Origin of the sequence: Pseudomonas violetae (genome assembly GCF_023072615.1) — a bacterium.
In the GTDB taxonomy this organism is placed as follows: Bacteria; Pseudomonadota; Gammaproteobacteria; order Pseudomonadales; family Pseudomonadaceae; genus Aquipseudomonas; species Aquipseudomonas violetae.
The window spans coordinates 13,072-29,241 of sequence record NZ_JAKNRW010000051.1; the positions used below are offsets into that span (position 1 = coordinate 13,072).

15 protein-coding genes, 1 tRNA gene and 1 pseudogene are annotated in these 16,170 nt (G+C 55.5%); 11 read left to right on the forward strand and 6 right to left on the reverse strand.

Annotated features, from left to right (window positions below; all coding sequences use genetic code 11):
• Window positions 1-6 precede the first annotated feature (6 nt).
• Together L9059_RS28665 and L9059_RS28670 are read left to right on the forward strand one after the other, a co-directional pair.
• Entirely contained in the window at window positions 7-2,151 is a 2,145-nt protein-coding gene (locus L9059_RS28665) for a 3-hydroxyacyl-CoA dehydrogenase NAD-binding domain-containing protein (RefSeq protein ID WP_247294351.1), read from the forward strand.
• Between the two features lie 93 nt (window positions 2,152-2,244).
• The gene (locus L9059_RS28670) at window positions 2,245-2,973 is read left to right on the forward strand and encodes an amidotransferase (RefSeq protein WP_247294353.1); all 729 of its coding nucleotides are present in this window, start codon (window positions 2,245-2,247) and stop codon (window positions 2,971-2,973) included.
• Window positions 2,974-3,033: 60 nt separating this feature from the next.
• Here L9059_RS28670 and L9059_RS28675 read toward each other — a convergent pair whose 3' ends face one another.
• The 3 genes from L9059_RS28675 to L9059_RS28685 form a co-directional block, all read right to left on the reverse strand.
• Entirely contained in the window at window positions 3,034-4,008 is a 975-nt protein-coding gene (locus L9059_RS28675; protein ID WP_247294355.1) for a magnesium and cobalt transport protein CorA, read from the reverse strand.
• Window positions 4,009-4,133: 125 nt separating this feature from the next.
• Complete coding sequence (locus tag L9059_RS28680) at window positions 4,134-4,856, reverse strand: 1-acylglycerol-3-phosphate O-acyltransferase (protein WP_247294357.1); 723 nt, start codon at window positions 4,854-4,856, stop codon at window positions 4,134-4,136.
• A 215-nt stretch (window positions 4,857-5,071) separates the two neighbouring features.
• Window positions 5,072-5,761: a crotonase/enoyl-CoA hydratase family protein gene (locus L9059_RS28685; RefSeq protein ID WP_247294359.1), complete on the reverse strand. Its 690-nt coding sequence runs from the start codon at window positions 5,759-5,761 to the stop codon at window positions 5,072-5,074.
• A 308-nt stretch (window positions 5,762-6,069) separates the two neighbouring features.
• Here L9059_RS28685 and L9059_RS28690 point away from each other — a divergent pair.
• The 4 genes from L9059_RS28690 (at window position 6,070) to L9059_RS28705 (ending at window position 9,083) form a co-directional block, all read left to right on the forward strand.
• A tRNA-Ser gene (locus L9059_RS28690) sits at window positions 6,070-6,159 on the forward strand.
• Between the two features lie 355 nt (window positions 6,160-6,514).
• Complete coding sequence (locus L9059_RS28695) at window positions 6,515-6,880, forward strand: hypothetical protein (protein WP_247294361.1); 366 nt, start codon at window positions 6,515-6,517, stop codon at window positions 6,878-6,880.
• Between the two features lie 462 nt (window positions 6,881-7,342).
• Window positions 7,343-8,119: a helix-turn-helix domain-containing protein gene (locus tag L9059_RS28700; RefSeq protein WP_247294363.1), complete on the forward strand. Its 777-nt coding sequence runs from the start codon at window positions 7,343-7,345 to the stop codon at window positions 8,117-8,119.
• A gap of 574 nt (window positions 8,120-8,693) precedes the next feature.
• Window positions 8,694-9,083 (forward strand): hypothetical protein, encoded by a 390-nt coding sequence (locus L9059_RS28705; RefSeq protein WP_247294365.1) that lies wholly within the window; start codon window positions 8,694-8,696, stop codon window positions 9,081-9,083.
• Window positions 9,084-9,111: 28 nt separating this feature from the next.
• Here the strand turns inward: L9059_RS28705 and L9059_RS28710 are convergent, their stop codons facing one another.
• Window positions 9,112-9,513, reverse strand: a complete 402-nt coding sequence (locus L9059_RS28710) for a hypothetical protein (RefSeq protein ID WP_247294367.1) — start codon at window positions 9,511-9,513, stop codon at window positions 9,112-9,114.
• A 345-nt stretch (window positions 9,514-9,858) separates the two neighbouring features.
• On the opposite strand from L9059_RS28710, the gene L9059_RS28715 reads away from it, so the two are divergent.
• Together L9059_RS28715 and L9059_RS28720 are read left to right on the forward strand one after the other, a co-directional pair.
• Window positions 9,859-10,074: a hypothetical protein gene (locus L9059_RS28715; RefSeq protein WP_247294369.1), complete on the forward strand. Its 216-nt coding sequence runs from the start codon at window positions 9,859-9,861 to the stop codon at window positions 10,072-10,074.
• 66 nt (window positions 10,075-10,140) lie between these two features.
• A complete protein-coding gene (locus L9059_RS28720; RefSeq protein WP_247294370.1) occupies window positions 10,141-10,842 on the forward strand; it encodes a recombinase family protein in 702 nt (233 codons plus the stop codon).
• Window positions 10,843-11,189: 347 nt separating this feature from the next.
• On the opposite strand, the gene L9059_RS28725 is transcribed toward L9059_RS28720, so the two are convergent.
• Window positions 11,190-11,981, reverse strand: a complete 792-nt coding sequence (locus tag L9059_RS28725; RefSeq protein ID WP_247294372.1) for a hypothetical protein — start codon at window positions 11,979-11,981, stop codon at window positions 11,190-11,192.
• A gap of 168 nt (window positions 11,982-12,149) precedes the next feature.
• On the reverse strand, window positions 12,150-13,631 hold the full coding sequence (locus L9059_RS28730; protein WP_247294374.1) for a tyrosine-type recombinase/integrase: 1,482 nt from the start codon (window positions 13,629-13,631) through the stop codon (window positions 12,150-12,152).
• A 418-nt stretch (window positions 13,632-14,049) separates the two neighbouring features.
• On the opposite strand from L9059_RS28730, the gene L9059_RS28735 reads away from it, so the two are divergent.
• The 3 genes and pseudogenes from L9059_RS28735 to L9059_RS28745 form a co-directional block, all read left to right on the forward strand.
• Entirely contained in the window at window positions 14,050-15,381 is a 1,332-nt protein-coding gene (locus tag L9059_RS28735; RefSeq protein WP_247294375.1) for a serine hydrolase domain-containing protein, read from the forward strand.
• A 143-nt stretch (window positions 15,382-15,524) separates the two neighbouring features.
• Window positions 15,525-15,713: a hypothetical protein gene (locus tag L9059_RS28740; protein ID WP_247294376.1), complete on the forward strand. Its 189-nt coding sequence runs from the start codon at window positions 15,525-15,527 to the stop codon at window positions 15,711-15,713.
• 307 nt (window positions 15,714-16,020) lie between these two features.
• Window positions 16,021-16,170: pseudogene (locus tag L9059_RS28745) on the forward strand (bacteriocin); the annotation flags it as partial.

The following is a 16,170-nucleotide window of genomic DNA, read 5'->3' on the forward strand; positions in this document are numbered from 1 at the left end:
ATCGTCATGACCGAAGCCATCCGTTACGAAAAGGGCCAGGACCAGATCGTCGTCCTGACCATTGATATGCCGGGCCAGAGCGCCAACACCATGAACGCTGTGTACCGCGACGCCATGGCGGACTGCGTGAAGCGCCTGGTCGAAGAGAAAGCGTCGATAGCCGGCGTGATCATCACCTCGGCGAAAAAGACTTTCTTTGCCGGCGGCGATCTCAATGAACTGATCAAGGTCGGCAAGCCCGAGGCCAAAGCCTTCTACGACATGGTATTGACCCTCAAGGCCCAGCTGCGCGCCCTGGAAACGCTCGGCAAACCCGTGGTCGCCGCGATCAATGGCGCAGCGCTCGGCGGCGGCTGGGAAATCTGCCTGGCGTGCCATCATCGCGTGGCGCTGGATCATTCCTCGGTGCAGCTTGGCCTGCCGGAGGTCACCCTGGGCCTGCTGCCGGGCGGCGGCGGGGTCGTGCGCATGGTGCGCCTGCTGGGGATCGAGAAAGCCTTGCCGTATCTGCTGGAGGGCAAGAAGGTGCGGTCTCAACAGGCCCTGCAGGCCGGTTTGATCGACGAGCTGGCGCAGGACCCGCAAGAGTTGCTGAGCAAAGCCCGGGCCTGGATCCTGGCCAATCCGGCCGCCGTGCAGCCATGGGATGTGAAGGGCTACCAGATTCCCGGCGGCACGCCATCGCACCCCAAAGTCGCGCAGATGCTGGCGATCGCGCCATCGATCCTGCGCAGCAAAACCCAGGGCTGCATGCCCGCACCGGAAAAAATCCTCTGTGCGGCGGTGGAAGGGGCCCAGGTTGATTTCGACACCGCGCACCTGATCGAGACCCGCTATTTCACCGAGTTGACCACCGGTCAGGTGTCGAAAAACCTGATAGGCACCTTCTGGTTTCAGCTCAATGAAATCAACGCCGGGGGCTCCAGGCCCCAGGGGCATGCCTCGTTCACCACGCACAAGGTCGGCGTGCTGGGTGCCGGGATGATGGGCGCGGGCATTGCCTTCGTCAGCGCCTCGGCGGGTATCGAGGTAGTGCTCAAGGACATCAGCCTGGCTGCAGCAGAGAAGGGCAAGGCCCACTCGGCGACACTGCTGGATAAAAAAGTCGCTCGCGGGCAGCTGTCATCCGAGCAGCGCGAAGCGATTCTGGCGCGGATTCTACCGAGCGAAAATGATGCTGACCTGGCCGGCTGCGACCTGATCATCGAAGCGGTGTACGAGGATCGGGAGCTCAAAGCCAAAGTGTCCTCGGCCGCGCAGAAAGTCGTCGGTGCCCAGGCGGTGATTGCCTCCAACACGTCCACCTTGCCGATCAGTGGCCTCGCTACCGCCGTGCCCGACCAGACCCGGTTCATCGGCCTGCATTTTTTCAGCCCGGTGGAAAAAATGCCCCTGGTGGAGATCATCAGAGGCACGCGCACCAGCGATGAAACCCTGGCCCGCGGTTTCGATTTCGTCCTGCAAATCAAGAAAACCCCGATAGTCGTCAACGACAGCCGTGGCTTCTTCACCTCGCGGGTGTTTGGCACCTTCACCAACGAAGGCATCGCCATGCTCGGCGAAGGCGTCAGCGCGGCGATGATCGAAACCGAGGCGCGCAAGGCGGGCATGCCGATTGGCCCGCTGGCGATTTCCGACGAGGTTTCCCTGAGTCTCATGAGTCACATCCGTCAGCAAACCGCCAAGGACCTGGAGGCGGAAGGCAAACCGCTGGTCGAGCATCCGGCGTTCGCTGTGATCGACCTGTTGCTCAACGAGTACAAGCGTCCTGGCAAGGCCGCAGGCGGCGGGTTTTATCAATACCCAAGTGGTGGCCAGAAGTACCTGTGGCCGGAACTGAAAACCCGCTTCGAAACGGCCGACGGGCAGATCTCGCCCAAGGACGTGCGCGACCGGCTGCTCTTCGTGCAGGCCATCGAAACCGTGCGGTGCCTGGAGGAGGGCGTGCTGACTTCGACGGCGGATGCCAACATCGGCTCGATTTTCGGCATCGGGTTTGCGGCCTGGACCGGCGGCGCGTTGCAGTTCATCAACCAGTACGGCGTGCAGGACTTCGTCGCTCGCGCCCAGTACCTGGCCGAGCAATATGGCGAGCGATTCACGCCGCCGGCACTGCTGCTGGAAAAAGCGGCCCAGGGGGAGACGTTTTAGGGGACCGATGATGCTTGTGGGGCTTGCCTTGTCACGGTGTTTCGAGGCAGGCTCTGGGTGTGCATTATTCCCATCACGTGTCAGGTATTTTTTATGTCGTTACGCATCTGCATTCTGGAAACCGACATCCTGCGTCCGGAACTGGTCGATCAATATCAGGGTTACGGGCAGATGTTCCAGCGTCTGTTCACGCAGCAGCCAATTGCCGCCGAGTTCACGGTGTACAACGTGATGCAGGGCGAGTATCCCGACGAAGAGCAGGTGTTCGATGCTTATCTGGTCACCGGTAGCAAGGCCGATTCCTTTGGCACCGACCCGTGGATAGAAACCCTCCGGGCTTATCTGCTCAAGCGCTACGAGCGCGGCGACAAGTTGCTCGGCGTGTGTTTCGGTCATCAGTTGCTGGCGCTGCTGCTGGGCGGCAAGAGCGAGCGCGCCACTCAAGGGTGGGGGGTCGGCACCCACAACTACAAGCTCGCGGCCAAGGCGCCGTGGATGAGCCCGGTCGTGGAAGAGCTGACGTTGCTGATCAGCCACCAGGACCAGGTCACCGCGCTACCGGAAAACGCCACAGTCATCGCCTCCAGCGATTTCTGCCCGTTTGCCGCGTATCACATCAACGATCAGGTGCTGTGCTTCCAGGGGCACCCGGAGTTCATCCACGATTATTCGCGGGCGCTGCTGGAGATCCGTCAGCAGGCACTGGGTGAGCAGATTTACCAGAAGGGCGTGGCCAGCCTGGAACAGCAGCACCACGGCGCTACGGTGGCGGAGTGGATGATGCGGTTCGTAGCGCACAAGCCGGAGCTTAAAGCGGGTTAGAGCCCGAAGCTGTGGGAGCAGGGCTTTCCCGCAAGGGCGTGCGGAGCACTCGCCTTGTTTCTACAGCCAGCCCGATCTCTTGAAACTCGCCCACAAACTCACACAGCCCACTGCAATAAACCCCAGCACCGCGAAATACCCGTAGTGCCAGGTCAGCTCCGGCATGTTCTGGAAGTTCATCCCGTAGATCCCTGCCACCGCAGTCGGAAACGCCAGAATCGCCGCCCATGCCGCGAACTTACGCTGCACCACACTCTGGCGTGACGCCTCCAGCAACACCCCGACCTCGATCGTCTGGCTGGCAATGTCTGCCAGGGTGGTGAGGTCCTCCATCTGCCGGGTGACGTGGATCTGCACGTCGCGAAAGTACGGACGCATGTTTTTGTCGATGAAAGGAAAGCTGAGCTTCTGCAGCTCCTCGCCAATCTCCACCATTGGCGCTGCGTAGCGCCGCAGGCGCACGACATCGCGCCGCAGACCGTGGAGCTTCTGGATATCGTGCTCATTCAGCGCGCTGCACAGCACATTGCGTTCCAGCTCATCGATCTCGGCATGGATCGCTTCGCCCACTGGCTGGTAGTTTTCGATCACGAAGTCGAGGAGGGCGTAGAGGACGAAATCTTCCCCGTGCTCCAGCAGCAGCGGACGTGCCTCACAACGTTGTCGGACGTAGGCGTAGGACGCCGAATGCCCATTTCGCGCAGTGATGATGTAGCCGTTGCCAGCGAAGATGTGGGTTTCGATGAACTCGAGTTTTCCCTGTGCATCGCGGATGGGCGAGTAAGTGACGATAAACAGCGCATCGCCGAAGGTCTCGAGCTTGGGGCGGCTGTGTTTTTCCAGGGCGTCTTCAATGGCCAGTTCGTGCAGATTGAACTGGCGTTGCAGATTGGCCAGTTCCTGGGCATCGGGTTCTTCCAGCCCGATCCAGACGAAGTGGTCAGGCTTGGCAGCCCAGGCCGCACCTTCGTCGAGGGTTATGTCGGTAACTTTTTTCCCGGCGCTGTAAACCGCAGCAGCAACAACTCTACCCATGGTGTTGGTTCACTTCTGGTTGGCAGGCAGTGACCAGCTTAGCCTGTAGGCGCTGTCGAGTGAAACGAGGCTGCGATTTTCTGGCCTTGTCGCGTGTACCCTCGGCCACTCATGGCCGAGGGCGGCTAACCCGCCAGAATCTGCCGATCCATCGAAGCAATACACTCGCGCATCTGCTCGCGACATTGCTCAATCAACTCCGGCATATCATCCAGGCTTAACCCTGCCGTCGGAATCGCCGGTAAAGAGCGAATCAGAATCTTCCCGCTATCCCAGCGATTCAAACGCATCTGTTTCACATAACTGCTGACACACACCGGAACAATCGGCACCCCGGCAGCAATCGCCATCTGAAACGCGCCTTTCTTGAACGGCAACAAATCTTCACCCAGATTGCGCGTGCCTTCCGGAAATACCCAGATCGAAGTGTCTTCATTCTGCAGCGTGTGAGTCGTGGTCAGCATCGACTGTCGCGCCTTCTGCGCATTGCCCCGGTCGATCAGTACGTTACCGGCCAGCCAGAACAACTGCCCAAACAGCGGCACCCACTTCAGGCTCTTCTTGCCGATGCAGACGGTGCGGTGCGGTACCACATTACCGAACACGAAAAGATCGTAGTTGGACTGATGATTGGCGATGATCACGCAGCTCGCAGGCTTGTCCATCAAGGGGCCAACCTCAGCCTTTACCCGCAGGCGCAGGATACACATCGCCGGCCAGGCGTAGAGGCGGGCGCACAGGCGACTGTTGTCCGGGTTGAAAGGTCGGCACAGGCCGAGAATCACACCCAGGACGCCGGCGAGAATAAAGTGCAGGCCCATCAATAACATACGAAACACGAACAGCATTTAAAGGCCCCACCGGGACAAAAGGTGGCGCAGTGTACGGATGTGCATTGTGTTCGGCAATTGCGGCTATAGAGTTCGGAGATAGCCGATGTTTAAGCGCATGTTTCCGACTTTGATGTCAGACGCGTTGTAGAGCTGTTGTAGGACTCTCAACAAAAGACGCAAGAAAAAGCCCGACACGAGGGTCGGGCTTTTCAGGGAGCGCGAGTCCGGGCTTAACCCATATGTTGCTGATCCTGGACGATGGCGTTGTCCAGCGTTTCCAGCAACGCCTTGCGCACCTTCAGCTTGGTGTTCTTGTGGGCGGTCATGTTGATCTTCTTAAGCTGACGCGCTGCGGCCAGCGCAGCCCCCTGCAGTTCATCGGCGGAGACAACGATGTCGAGGAAGCCAGCGTCGATGGCGCTCTGCGGATTGAACATCTCGCCATTGATCACCGAACGGTGGAACGCCGACTTACGCAGGCGATCACGAGCCAGCTCGATGCCGGCGTGGTGCATGGTCATACCGATCTGTACTTCGTTGAGGCCGATGCTGTAAGCCCCCTCGACACCAATGCGGTAATCCACCGACAACAGCAGGAACGCGCCCTTGGCCACTGCATGTCCAGGGCACGCGACGATCACCGGGTAAGGGTGCGCCAACAGGCGGCGAGCCAGCGTCGAGCCTGCCGTCACCAGGGCAACGGCTTCCTTGGGGCCGGAGGTCATGACCTTCAAGTCATAACCACCCGACAGAATCCCTGGCGTGCCTGTGATGATCACCACCGCGCGATCAGTCACCGCCTGATCCAACGCAGCGTTGAACGCGGCAATGACGTCCGGCGAGATCGCATTGACCTTGCCATTGCTCAAGGTCAGTGTCGCGATACCGTCTTCGAGGTGGTAGGAGATCAACTCACTCATGACGCTATTCCTTGTATGAAAGATGAGGCAGACGTTACCCACCACCGTAGGCCAGGTAAAGCGCCGTGACTGACTCGCCGGTCACCCTGTGGTGATGCTCAACGCTTGACCAGCCACCGCTGCTGCGCCTTCACCTCTATATAGAAGGGGCGGCGAAGCCGGAGATTGGCAGGTTTGCCATGGCTGGCGGGCAGCCAGAACAACTAAATCGCTAACCGCATGAAAATTCTGAAAAAAATATTTGCCATCGGAAAAGCTTTCGACTACATTAGCGCGCCTCGACAGACAGAACATGTTTGAAGAGATACGGTGAAGTGTCCGAGTGGCTTAAGGAGCACGCCTGGAAAGTGTGTATACAAGAAATTGTATCGAGAGTTCGAATCTCTCCTTCACCGCCACATTAAGAAAACCCTGTGAATTCAGTTGCTTAGAGTTCACGGGGTTTTTCGTTTGTACTACTCAACTGTACTACTCCCGCTTGTCTGCTCCGTCTCCTGCCAGCGCTATCCCTTCGTGGCCCCTTTGGCAGTAATCGCACCCCCCTCCGTTCCATTCGTCTAATTCTTCACTCCGGCCCCTTGCGTCATCGTGCCATCAATCTCCCGAAACGAGCCCGCAGGTGACCTCGGCATGTGCCGTGCCGACTTCGTCCGTGCCCCCCCTCATCGACATTCTTGAAGCTGCATCGCATCGTAATACCTTGTTGATCTGTCCTCTTGTCGCTGCCGCTGTCACTCTGTAAAGATGCCGACTATGCTCTATCGTAAAGTGGTGAATTACCAACTTATACGGGTGTTGATAATGAACGAGCAGCTTTTTGTACTAACCAACCAAAAGAAAAAAACAAACCACGTACTTCATTTATTACTGTGCATCCCTACCATCGGATTTTGGGTGATCCCGTGGATAATTATCGCGTCCAGTAATAGTTCACATAACAGCCAGATCGATGGCCAAATCAATAACCTTATGCATTACAAGGTGCAAGGTCTGAGCGATGTCGAAACATTTAATCGACTGAAAATCGATGCCAATGCACGGCGGATACGGGATGGCCGAATTTTTATGGTGGTGGTGATTGCTATTACCATTGGTTTGTATTTTCTGCTCAAAAGTTGATTAAAAGTTTCAAAAGCTCTGGATATGGGTGGGGTCGCCTCATGCTGCTCCAGCTTCAATTCAATAGCCGTGTTGCACTCGACCTCTGCAACCGCCGTGGATGCTGAGGCCGTGGCGGCTTTATACATTGTTACCAAACAGTTAGGAAGGTCGTATGGCGCCATACAGAGAGTGATAAGTTCGGAGTTTAATTTGGGTGTTCTCGTCAAATGAAGGTTCCTAAGCGGCGCTACCGGACCTGTATCAGTAGTTTGATTGGTGCAACTACCGGCATGAGATTCAATTTGACAAATATGGTCAAATAGGCGTATATTCGCCACTTACTCAAGCAGCTCGCACCGAACGTATCTCGACATAACCCAGAGTGGTGTCAGGCGTCGGTTTTGTGCTGTCCGAGATTTGACCAAACCCACCAACCCCGAGGCATTTGCCTATGAAATGAACTGATCACAGGAGAACACTATGGAAGAAACATGCCCCAAACTTCTCACCAAGCAAGAACTTGACTCCATGAGCGCCAGAATGGGTGCCAATGCTGACCAATGGCTCGAAAAGAAACTAAAGCCGACGAAGGCCAGGAAGCCGAAGGCTGACAAAGCAATCCGTCGCCCACCTAAAGTAGTGGCGAACCCGTTTGCAGGCTATCTGATGCGACTCGATGACTATCAGCGATGCTACCCATTGTTTGCCATGGACATTATTGAAGGTATCGCCCGCCTTGATTGGCATAACCGCGATATTGGTCAAGGCGGAGTGTCGAAGCCGTTGAGTGTTAGAAGAATCATCACCGTCCTCGAATGGCTGCCAGAGATTACCAATGAAGCAGTGCAGGATCTTCTCAACCTTGGTGAGCGCCATGCACGCCGCTATGTGAAGGCTGTTGAGCTGGCAATTCCCCGCATGATGAAGTGCCGACCAGACTCGCTACGGTTCGAAATGGATGGCATCGAAGCGCCTCGCAAGTCGTGTGATTGGGATGATGAACTGCTTCCGCCCACTCCAGAAGAGCTGGCGAAGCTACATCACGATCTTCGCACCTTTACGGAATACGGTACTGCTGACAAGTATGAGCGCCAGTACCCTGCAATGCCTGTGGGTGGCGTTGTGGTCGCTCTACCCAAGCGCGAGCTTGTTCGCCAAATGCTCGCAGAGGGTAAGTCCGTCAAGGCCATCGAGCGTGAGGTTGGTATCACTGCCAAAACCATCCGCCGTTGGCGGGAAGAAGGTCAGGCAGCGTAGTTTCGGCATTCGGCAGGGGGGGGAATATCGGCCGCATGTATAAAGAAGAACTTCTCAATGCAAAGCATTGATGGAATAACTACTTCATGCTTGCATGGGCGGGTTACACTCGTTGATTGAATTACGGTCGGATATTGAAAAGCCAGTGCGGAGTACTACGGTGGTAACACGTTGATGGACAATAGTCGCATCGTCCCGATTCTGGATCAGCCCACCATCAAATACAATAATATCAACACACATCAAAGCTCTTCGCTTTTGATCTGCTGCACCGAAGGTGACGTGCAATAGCTGTCAGCGACCGCTGACGGGGTTACTACTGAATGCGTCCGCATTCGTTTATGCACCGAAGCAAAAGGCAAGGTCAAAGGCAAGAGCTAGATTTTTGTTTATTTGTATTTGTGTCGAGGTACACCCGAAGGGTAGTCGGCGGTCACGCCATAGCTGGTTCAGCATGAAAGCTAAACGCTTTCGGTGCGACCACCTTGTGGTGCAGCTATAGTGTTTGGTCTGCTACAGTCGGTGAGACTAGAAATGCTTGCACCTTCCCTTAACAACACAACGAGAATGGCTAATGTCGCTGAAGTCCACCGCCTTGCTAATGTCATTGATCGCAGTGCCTTTCATGGCTCAAGCCCAGATGAAACTAACGTCAGGTTACATTCTCGTTCTTTACGAGAATGCAGACTTCGATCTGGCCACTGCGAAGGGGTGTAACCGTCCCGACCTCTACCAAGATTTCACCGTCGCTCTAGAAGATGCTCTGCAGCACATCCCCAATGTGAAGCACGATAAAATCCCAGCGTTGATGCGAAATCTGAAAGCCAAAACCGAAGACACCTATAACGTCTTGGGATTCGAGAATCCTGCTCACCAAGCAGAACAGCAGGCTAGTTGCCCTGAGAACATAAAGAACCTCACCGAACGCCTTGCAGACTTAAATCGATGGGTGTTGGAGAGTTGATACAGCATGGGCGCTTGTTGCAGCGTAGCTACACAGCCTTAGGGCGAAACCCTCGATACACCCAGCCCACCGTCGCCCCGATGGCGTACAATATCAGACCAAATACAAACCACACACCCACAAAGACGCTCCTGAGCTTGAGCTGGTCAGTCCACAGTGAATCAAGTTCAGATTGGCGACGGGTTTCCAAATCTCTAATCCTTGCCTCGGTATCCTGGAGTGCATTCCCGCCGAAGAAGTCCTGACTGAAAGCATCTGTGTCGAAGCGCTTGCTCTTGAGCTCTGCCAAGAATCGGCGCTCTTGTTCCAGCGGCTTATCGAATTTCATAGCAATGGTTTCTTTGCTGGGTACGAGTTTCTCACCCACCACCATTAGCAAAAGACCGACGATTACAAACACCACCACCCACAACCTTTGCCATCCATTCATGCCAGTTCTCCATTGGATTGGATGCATTATCCATGTGACTGGAAACCTTCGCCATAACCTCAAATATCCCCGTGGAAACTGCCCATAACCTCCATATCGATGCTCCTAACCGCAGTTATAAAAACTCGTCCAGTGATAGCCCACTGTTCTATAGCCCTGTATTTCCGTGGCTTGTGGGTTGAAGGCGATCAAGCTGGCCCTTGCGGGGGTGATGCAATTTCACGTTTATGCATAAAATCGTCATTTTCGAGCTGAAATCGTCATTTCTTGCATAAGGCCATAACCCAGCCCCAGCCAGCCACGCGCTGAGCTACAATTTCCGCCACACCCTCAAGGAAGACAGTCATGCCAGACAAAGACGAAGCCATAGCCAACGCCATCGAACTCTTGATGATCAACCAAAACGGTATCGGCGCCGCCATCGAAGAACTCGCCAAGTGGATTGCCGAACGAGGCTCAACGGACATTGCAGACAACGCCACGACAGCCTTGGAAGTGCTCGACAGAAGCGTCGAAGGCATCACTTCAACCATTCGTCTGCTACGTCAGGAAGGAAATTAACGCATCTACAACGAACGTCCAGGAAATGTTATGATCTAGTCCTACACATCGATTGAGGACTGGAAAATGGAAGTTGTGGCGTACTACCGGGTCTCGACAGGAGCCCAAGAGAAGAGTGGTCTCGGTCTGGAAGCCCAGGTGGATTACGTCCATTCCGCTGCTCGCCAGCAAGGCTGGAAGGTTGTCGCTGAGTACACCGAGACCGTTAGCGGCACCATTGCCCCACAGGATCGACCAGAGTGCAAGAAAGCCTTGGCTCATGGTTTACCGGTGCTAGTGGCGAAGCTCGACAGGATTGGTCGTGACGTCGGTCACATCGCCGAGCTGATGAAACGCACCTCGTTGAAAGTGGCAACCATGCCGCTAGCCGACAACTTCCAGCTTCACTTGTTTGCAGCCCTGGCCGAGCAAGAGCGTTCATTCATTGCCAGTCGTACCCGTGACGCTCTAGCGGCGCTGAAAGCTCGTGCCGATGATGGTGATGTCGCCTCCATTGAGAAGTTGGCTAGGCGTGCTGGGGCGCTGGTAATGGGGCGTACCCAAGCCAATAGAGACAAAGCGAGTAAAGCTATTCTAGAACGCGTCACTACCTGGACCGAATCGGTACGTGATCCTATCGACCTCTGCATTCGTAAAGGTGCGACGACCTTGCAACAGGTGGCTGATTGTTTGAACGACAAGGGGATAGGCACTAGCCGAGGTGGTGAGTGGTCTTCTATGCAGGTGAGTCGAGTGATGAAGTCGTTGTCTCTGTCATTCCCTCTTTAGTGTCTGCACCCGTGCCCGCCTTAGCCATCTCAGAATATTTACTAACTAGGTAGTACATAGCTGCTGTGAGCTTCCCTAGGCCATATAGGGGGCGCTGTAGCGTTGTAAGCGGTACGCCTGTAGCGGGTAGACGCTCACGCGTCATCAGAGAGCCTTGTGGGGCTTCGCGTTCTGTTGAGAGTCACGTTATTTTGAATTCAAGTGGCGTTAGCAAGTGCCTAGTCTCACGTCGTTCAATACCTCGGGTAGAGCCCTGGCAAATCAAGGTGGTACACCCCCCCCCACCCCCTGTTTAAATCGAGGGCTCTTTTTCTGGCGGGCGGGCAAGGGTTTGGCCAATATCGGCCTCACTCAGCTTTGACCGGTGCATCAGGCAAACTGGCATAGCTCCAGCGGAACATATGCTTGTGCCCACAAGCCACGCATTCTTTCACCTCGTCGTGCTTGATCGACTCCAGGGGTAACCGCTGTTCACACTTCCTGCACGGGACGGAGAACAGCCCCGTTCGGTCAACGGTGAAACCATCGCCATCTTTTCTGATGTGGTGTCGCGCTTTGCACTTTTCTTGATAGCATTCGATGGCTGCCTCAGCTTCAATTTGAGCGTGGCTCGCATACATATCGGACTGGCATACGGTGCACGGAACGGCAGTGACCGAGTTCATCGACATTACTAGGTCGGCGGACGCCACACGCTCAATCTCGTTAACGATTTCTTCGATCATCGAAGCGGTGAGTTCAGGAGGGGCTTCGTACTCGGGGAGGGTGGTCATGTGCAAAAACCTTCCGAGCTTGCTGTAATTCTTGTTCAGCCAGCTGACGGAGAACATCCTGTAATCGCCAAGATCAAGCCACTCTCCAATGGGCTTGCCATCGGCGGTGTTCAGACAGACGCTGATCGACACGTCTTGGTCTGCACGAGGTTCGAAGCTCAGCAACAGCTTCAACGCTTTGGGTGGCTGCCAGGTCTTGTAAACCGCTAAAGGGAGCTGGTCGCCGACGTCCGCCAGCTTTCTATAGACGATGCTTTCGAGGCAGAAGCGCAATTCAAGGCATGCATGGCGTAAAGAGTTTTCGTCTCCCACAGCAATGAACGCCTTCGCCCGAGCGAGAAATTCTTCTACGCGATAGATGCCCATTCCAGCCCGCCTACGTTCGAATTGAGGTAGCGAGCTTAGCTGCTCTATTGGCCCTGTGCTACTACGGCTTCCGGACACCTTGCACCCAGGACGGTGAGGGTGATCCAACCGCCGATGGGTACAGGTTGAGCTTCGTTAGGTGCAGACCCAGCCAGCTCACGCTGACGACTAGACAGGAATGATGGGCAGTTTGGAGATCGCTGCCAGCTTCTGAGCTGTACTCGCACCTTTTGAATAGACGTCATGTGTAACTGTGCCAGTGATATGCCCAACCAATTCTTTCGCCAAAGCGTCTGGAACGTCTGCCCTGATCAACTCAGTGACTACGGTATGACGGAAACTGTGGAAAACGTGGAGTCTGCTAAAGCCTGCTGCTGTACGTAGTCGGCCAAACGCCTTTGATATTGCGTGCGAGCGTTTGCCGTAGTGGTCATGCGAACTGGTGGGGATCAGGAAGGTGTCGGTGGTGTCTTCACGCAGACGATCGATGATAGGTAACAAGCTTGGATGAATTGGCACCACACGCTTGCTTGCCTTGCGTTTGCTCTTCGGGAAGTCGAAACACTGGATGTCGTCAACAGTGATTACGCTGTCTTTATTGAGTCGGCATAGTTCTTCGATTCGACCTCCGGTATACCAACCTAGTGCAATGAGGTCCGCAAGAGGTTTGTCTCCATTATCCAGTGCAGCTTGATGGAGCTTGAGAGTGTCGTCTCGTGTGTAGATTTGCCGAGACAGTCCGGCTATCTCAGAACCGCCACCCTGTGGCAGTTCGTGGCCTATGAACGGATTCATCTTGTCTTTGTATTCTTCACGCCAAGCCGAGTCGTACTTCATCGCCCACTTCCAAAAGGCAGTGCCTGCCAAGAGGTGCTGACCTAGTGTGGCTGGCGCACGATCAAGCGATTTCAACCATAGATCTACCGTGTCGAAGTCCAGTGGTAGCTCTTTCTCTCTGAGGAATTTGGAGAGACGTTCCATCTTGCCCACTTGCTGATCGACGTGTTTAGGGGCTCCGCCACGGCTTTCCCTAAATTCGCGGTAGGTCTTCAGCCGAGCGGTGGTGATTGGCGACTTAGGTTTGTGTGCCTTGGGGTCGTTGAGTATCAGTCGAGCTTCTGCCTCCTCTACTAGGGACAGCTCCTGGGTGACTCCCAGGACCTTCGCCATGAATTCCATAGCCATTTCTTGAGCGAATCCAATGTTCGCTATCTCGCCATCCATGCCTGTCATGGCGTAAACGCGATCAGCTTTCTCTCGGCGTGCTTTCCCCTCAGGAGAGTCGTCGAACAATCCTCGGTAGAGGGCTTCAATCTCGTCAGGAGCAAATGTGGTCTGGTCGTCTATTTCGCCAAGGGCAACATCAGTTTTCAGTTGTCGTGTCGCCTGAGCAAAACCATGAGACAAGGTGGCAACGGGGTCTTTCCACTTGTCCCCACGAGATGCCCGCTTTCCTCGTGCGCGTGCAATGGCTTCTTTCCACTCCGCAAGGACAGCCAGTCTCCGTTCCATGGCTTTGCTACGTAATCCTGTTTGCAAGGATCGAATGAGGACAGTTTTCCCACCCATAGCCGCACGAACATCAGCAGGGACAGCCAGGCGGACATACCAGGTGCTTTCGCCTTTCTTCTGGATCAGATTGTCTGCCATGTGAGCGCCGTGGAGAAGGGAGTGGTACAGAGGATTGTACTACTCGATTGTACTACTCTGCACGCTGAAAGCCCCGTAATACGGCGGTTGTTGGGCGAAAGTGCTGCTAAATTCGAATCTCTCCTTCACCGCCACATTAAGTAAACACAAACCCCCGATTTTCCTAGAGAAAGTCGGGGGTTTGTGGTTTTTTGGCGTCTGAAAAAATCGGGCGGATAGCGGCGTCGGACGGGAGAGTCGCTTGTTTCTTTCTTTGTGATGGCTATGGAGGCCTGCAGGGGGGGGCTTCATGCCTGAAAGCTATTGATTAATAAATCGTGAGCAAACAGGGCAGTTGAGGTTGAGGGATCTTAATTCCTGAACCGTGCTGTTACGATCAGGCGCTTGGTCACCCACCTCTCGAATGGAATCGACCCTCATGCTATTCCCTAACACTGCCTATCCGAATGTCGCCAAGTCAGCCGCCGCACTGCTGATATCGCTCCTGCCATCCCTGGCGGTCGCCGCAGCGCCCACAACATTTCCTGACGCCGCAGCCAGCGACCCCGCCAAGCTTGGCTGGATGGTCGGCTCGCCGCCCCCTGCCGAGCGCACCGTGCGGTTTGCCGATGGCAGTTACTTCCAGTTTCCGGCAATGCGCTGGAGCGTTTCCAACTTCCGTCAGCTCATGCCCACCGTCAATGTATCCCGCGGGCTGGGTGCACCTGTTGCGCTGGAGTCAGCATTGCGCCAGGACATCGATGCGCTGAGCTTTACCCCGTTGGACGCGCGGGAGTCGATGACCTGGGAGCAGTCCCTGGCGGCCACCTATACCGATGGGATCGTGGTGTTGCACCGCGGTAAGATGGTCTACGAGCGCTATTTTGGTGTGCTGAACCCGCAAGGCCAGCATGCGGCGATGTCGGTTACCAAGTCCGTGGTCGGTACGCTCGGCGCCACGCTGGTTGCCGAGGGCCAGATTGATGAGAACAAGCGAGTCGTCGAGTACCTGCCCGAGTTGGCAGGCTCTGCGTTCGCCGGAGCCACGGTGCGGCAGGTTCTCGATATGACCACCGGCCTCAAATTCAGCGAGGATTACGCCGACCCGAAGGCGGATGTCTGGGCCCATGGGCGGGCGGGGAGTCCTTTACCCTTCCCCAAGGACTATATCGGGCCGCGCAGTTACTTCGAGTACCTGCAGACGGTGCAGCCCCAGGGTGCACACGGGGCTGCGTTTGCCTATAAGACGGTTAACACTGATGTGCTGGGTTGGATCATCGCGCGAGCGACCGGTCGCAACGTCGCGCAATTGCTGTCAGAGCGAATCTGGAGCCGTTTGGGGGCGGAGCAGGATGGATATTTTACCGTTGACTCCATCGGCACTCCGTTTGCGGGGGGTGGGCTGAATACCGGGTTGCGTGATCTGGCCCGATTTGGCGAAATGTTGCGCAATGACGGCCGGTTCAATGGGCAGCAGATTGTGCCCAAGGCGGTGATCGACGACATCCGCCGCGGTGGCGATAAACAGGCATTTGCCAAGGCCGATTATGCCTTGCTCAAGGGCTGGAGCTATCGCTCGATGTGGTGGGTGACGGACAAGGAGGGCGGGGCGTTCATGGCGCGCGGGGTGTATGGTCAGCGGATTTATATCGATCCGAAAGCCGAGCTGGTGATCGTGCGTTATGCATCGCACCCGGTCGCGGCCAACGCCGCCAATGATCCGGTGACGCTGCCGGCATTTGAGGCGTTGGCTCGGCACTTGTCCCGATAATTCTGCGGCCCATTCGTCGGGCGCGCCTTCAACTGAATGACAAGTCCAGTGGTGACCGACTAGTCTCAAAATTCTTGGTGATCGATATATTTCGGGCAAATAGGGCTTGCCGGTGTCGATCCCGCTTTTGAAGGGGCGAAGTGATGACTGAACCGTATATCGAAGACGACGGGTCCGAGTTTCCGATCAACAATTGCGTGCAGTGTGGCCAGACTGAATACGTGGCCAGCTTTGGTGAGGACAAGCACAAGGTTGGCAAGATCAAATCCGTGGTTAGCCAGGGGCCTAAGGCCAAGTTTCTACCCAAGGTAGCGGCCTCTTCCAGAAAGTAAGCATTCATCTGACAAACCCCGTTAAACAGCGGGGTTTTTTTCGATCGGAAAAAAATAACCAGGTGTGTTTATTCCAAAGTCTTTCACGACTTTTTCACAAGGCCTTACGTAGTCTCAGCTCATCCGTTAGAAAGCAACTCCTGGCCCGTTTCCCCAGCGGGCTTTTTTTTGCCTGTCGTAAAACCTTTTCCAATATTGCTGTCCAACCGTCGCTGTTTCTAAGAACGGAGGATTTGTCTGGACGTTTCCTCCTCTGGGGCATTCAATGCCCGGCTTTCGGTTTATCCCTATTTTTGAGGTTTTCGTCATGCGTTTAACACTGCCTGCTCTGGTTCTGGGACTTTTCGTTGCGCAAGGTGCGATGGCCGCTGGCGACGGCACTGCCGCGATCGGCGGTGGCCTGGGCGGCGCCTTGGGTAACGTGGTCGGACAAAGCATGGGCGGCAGCACGGGCGCA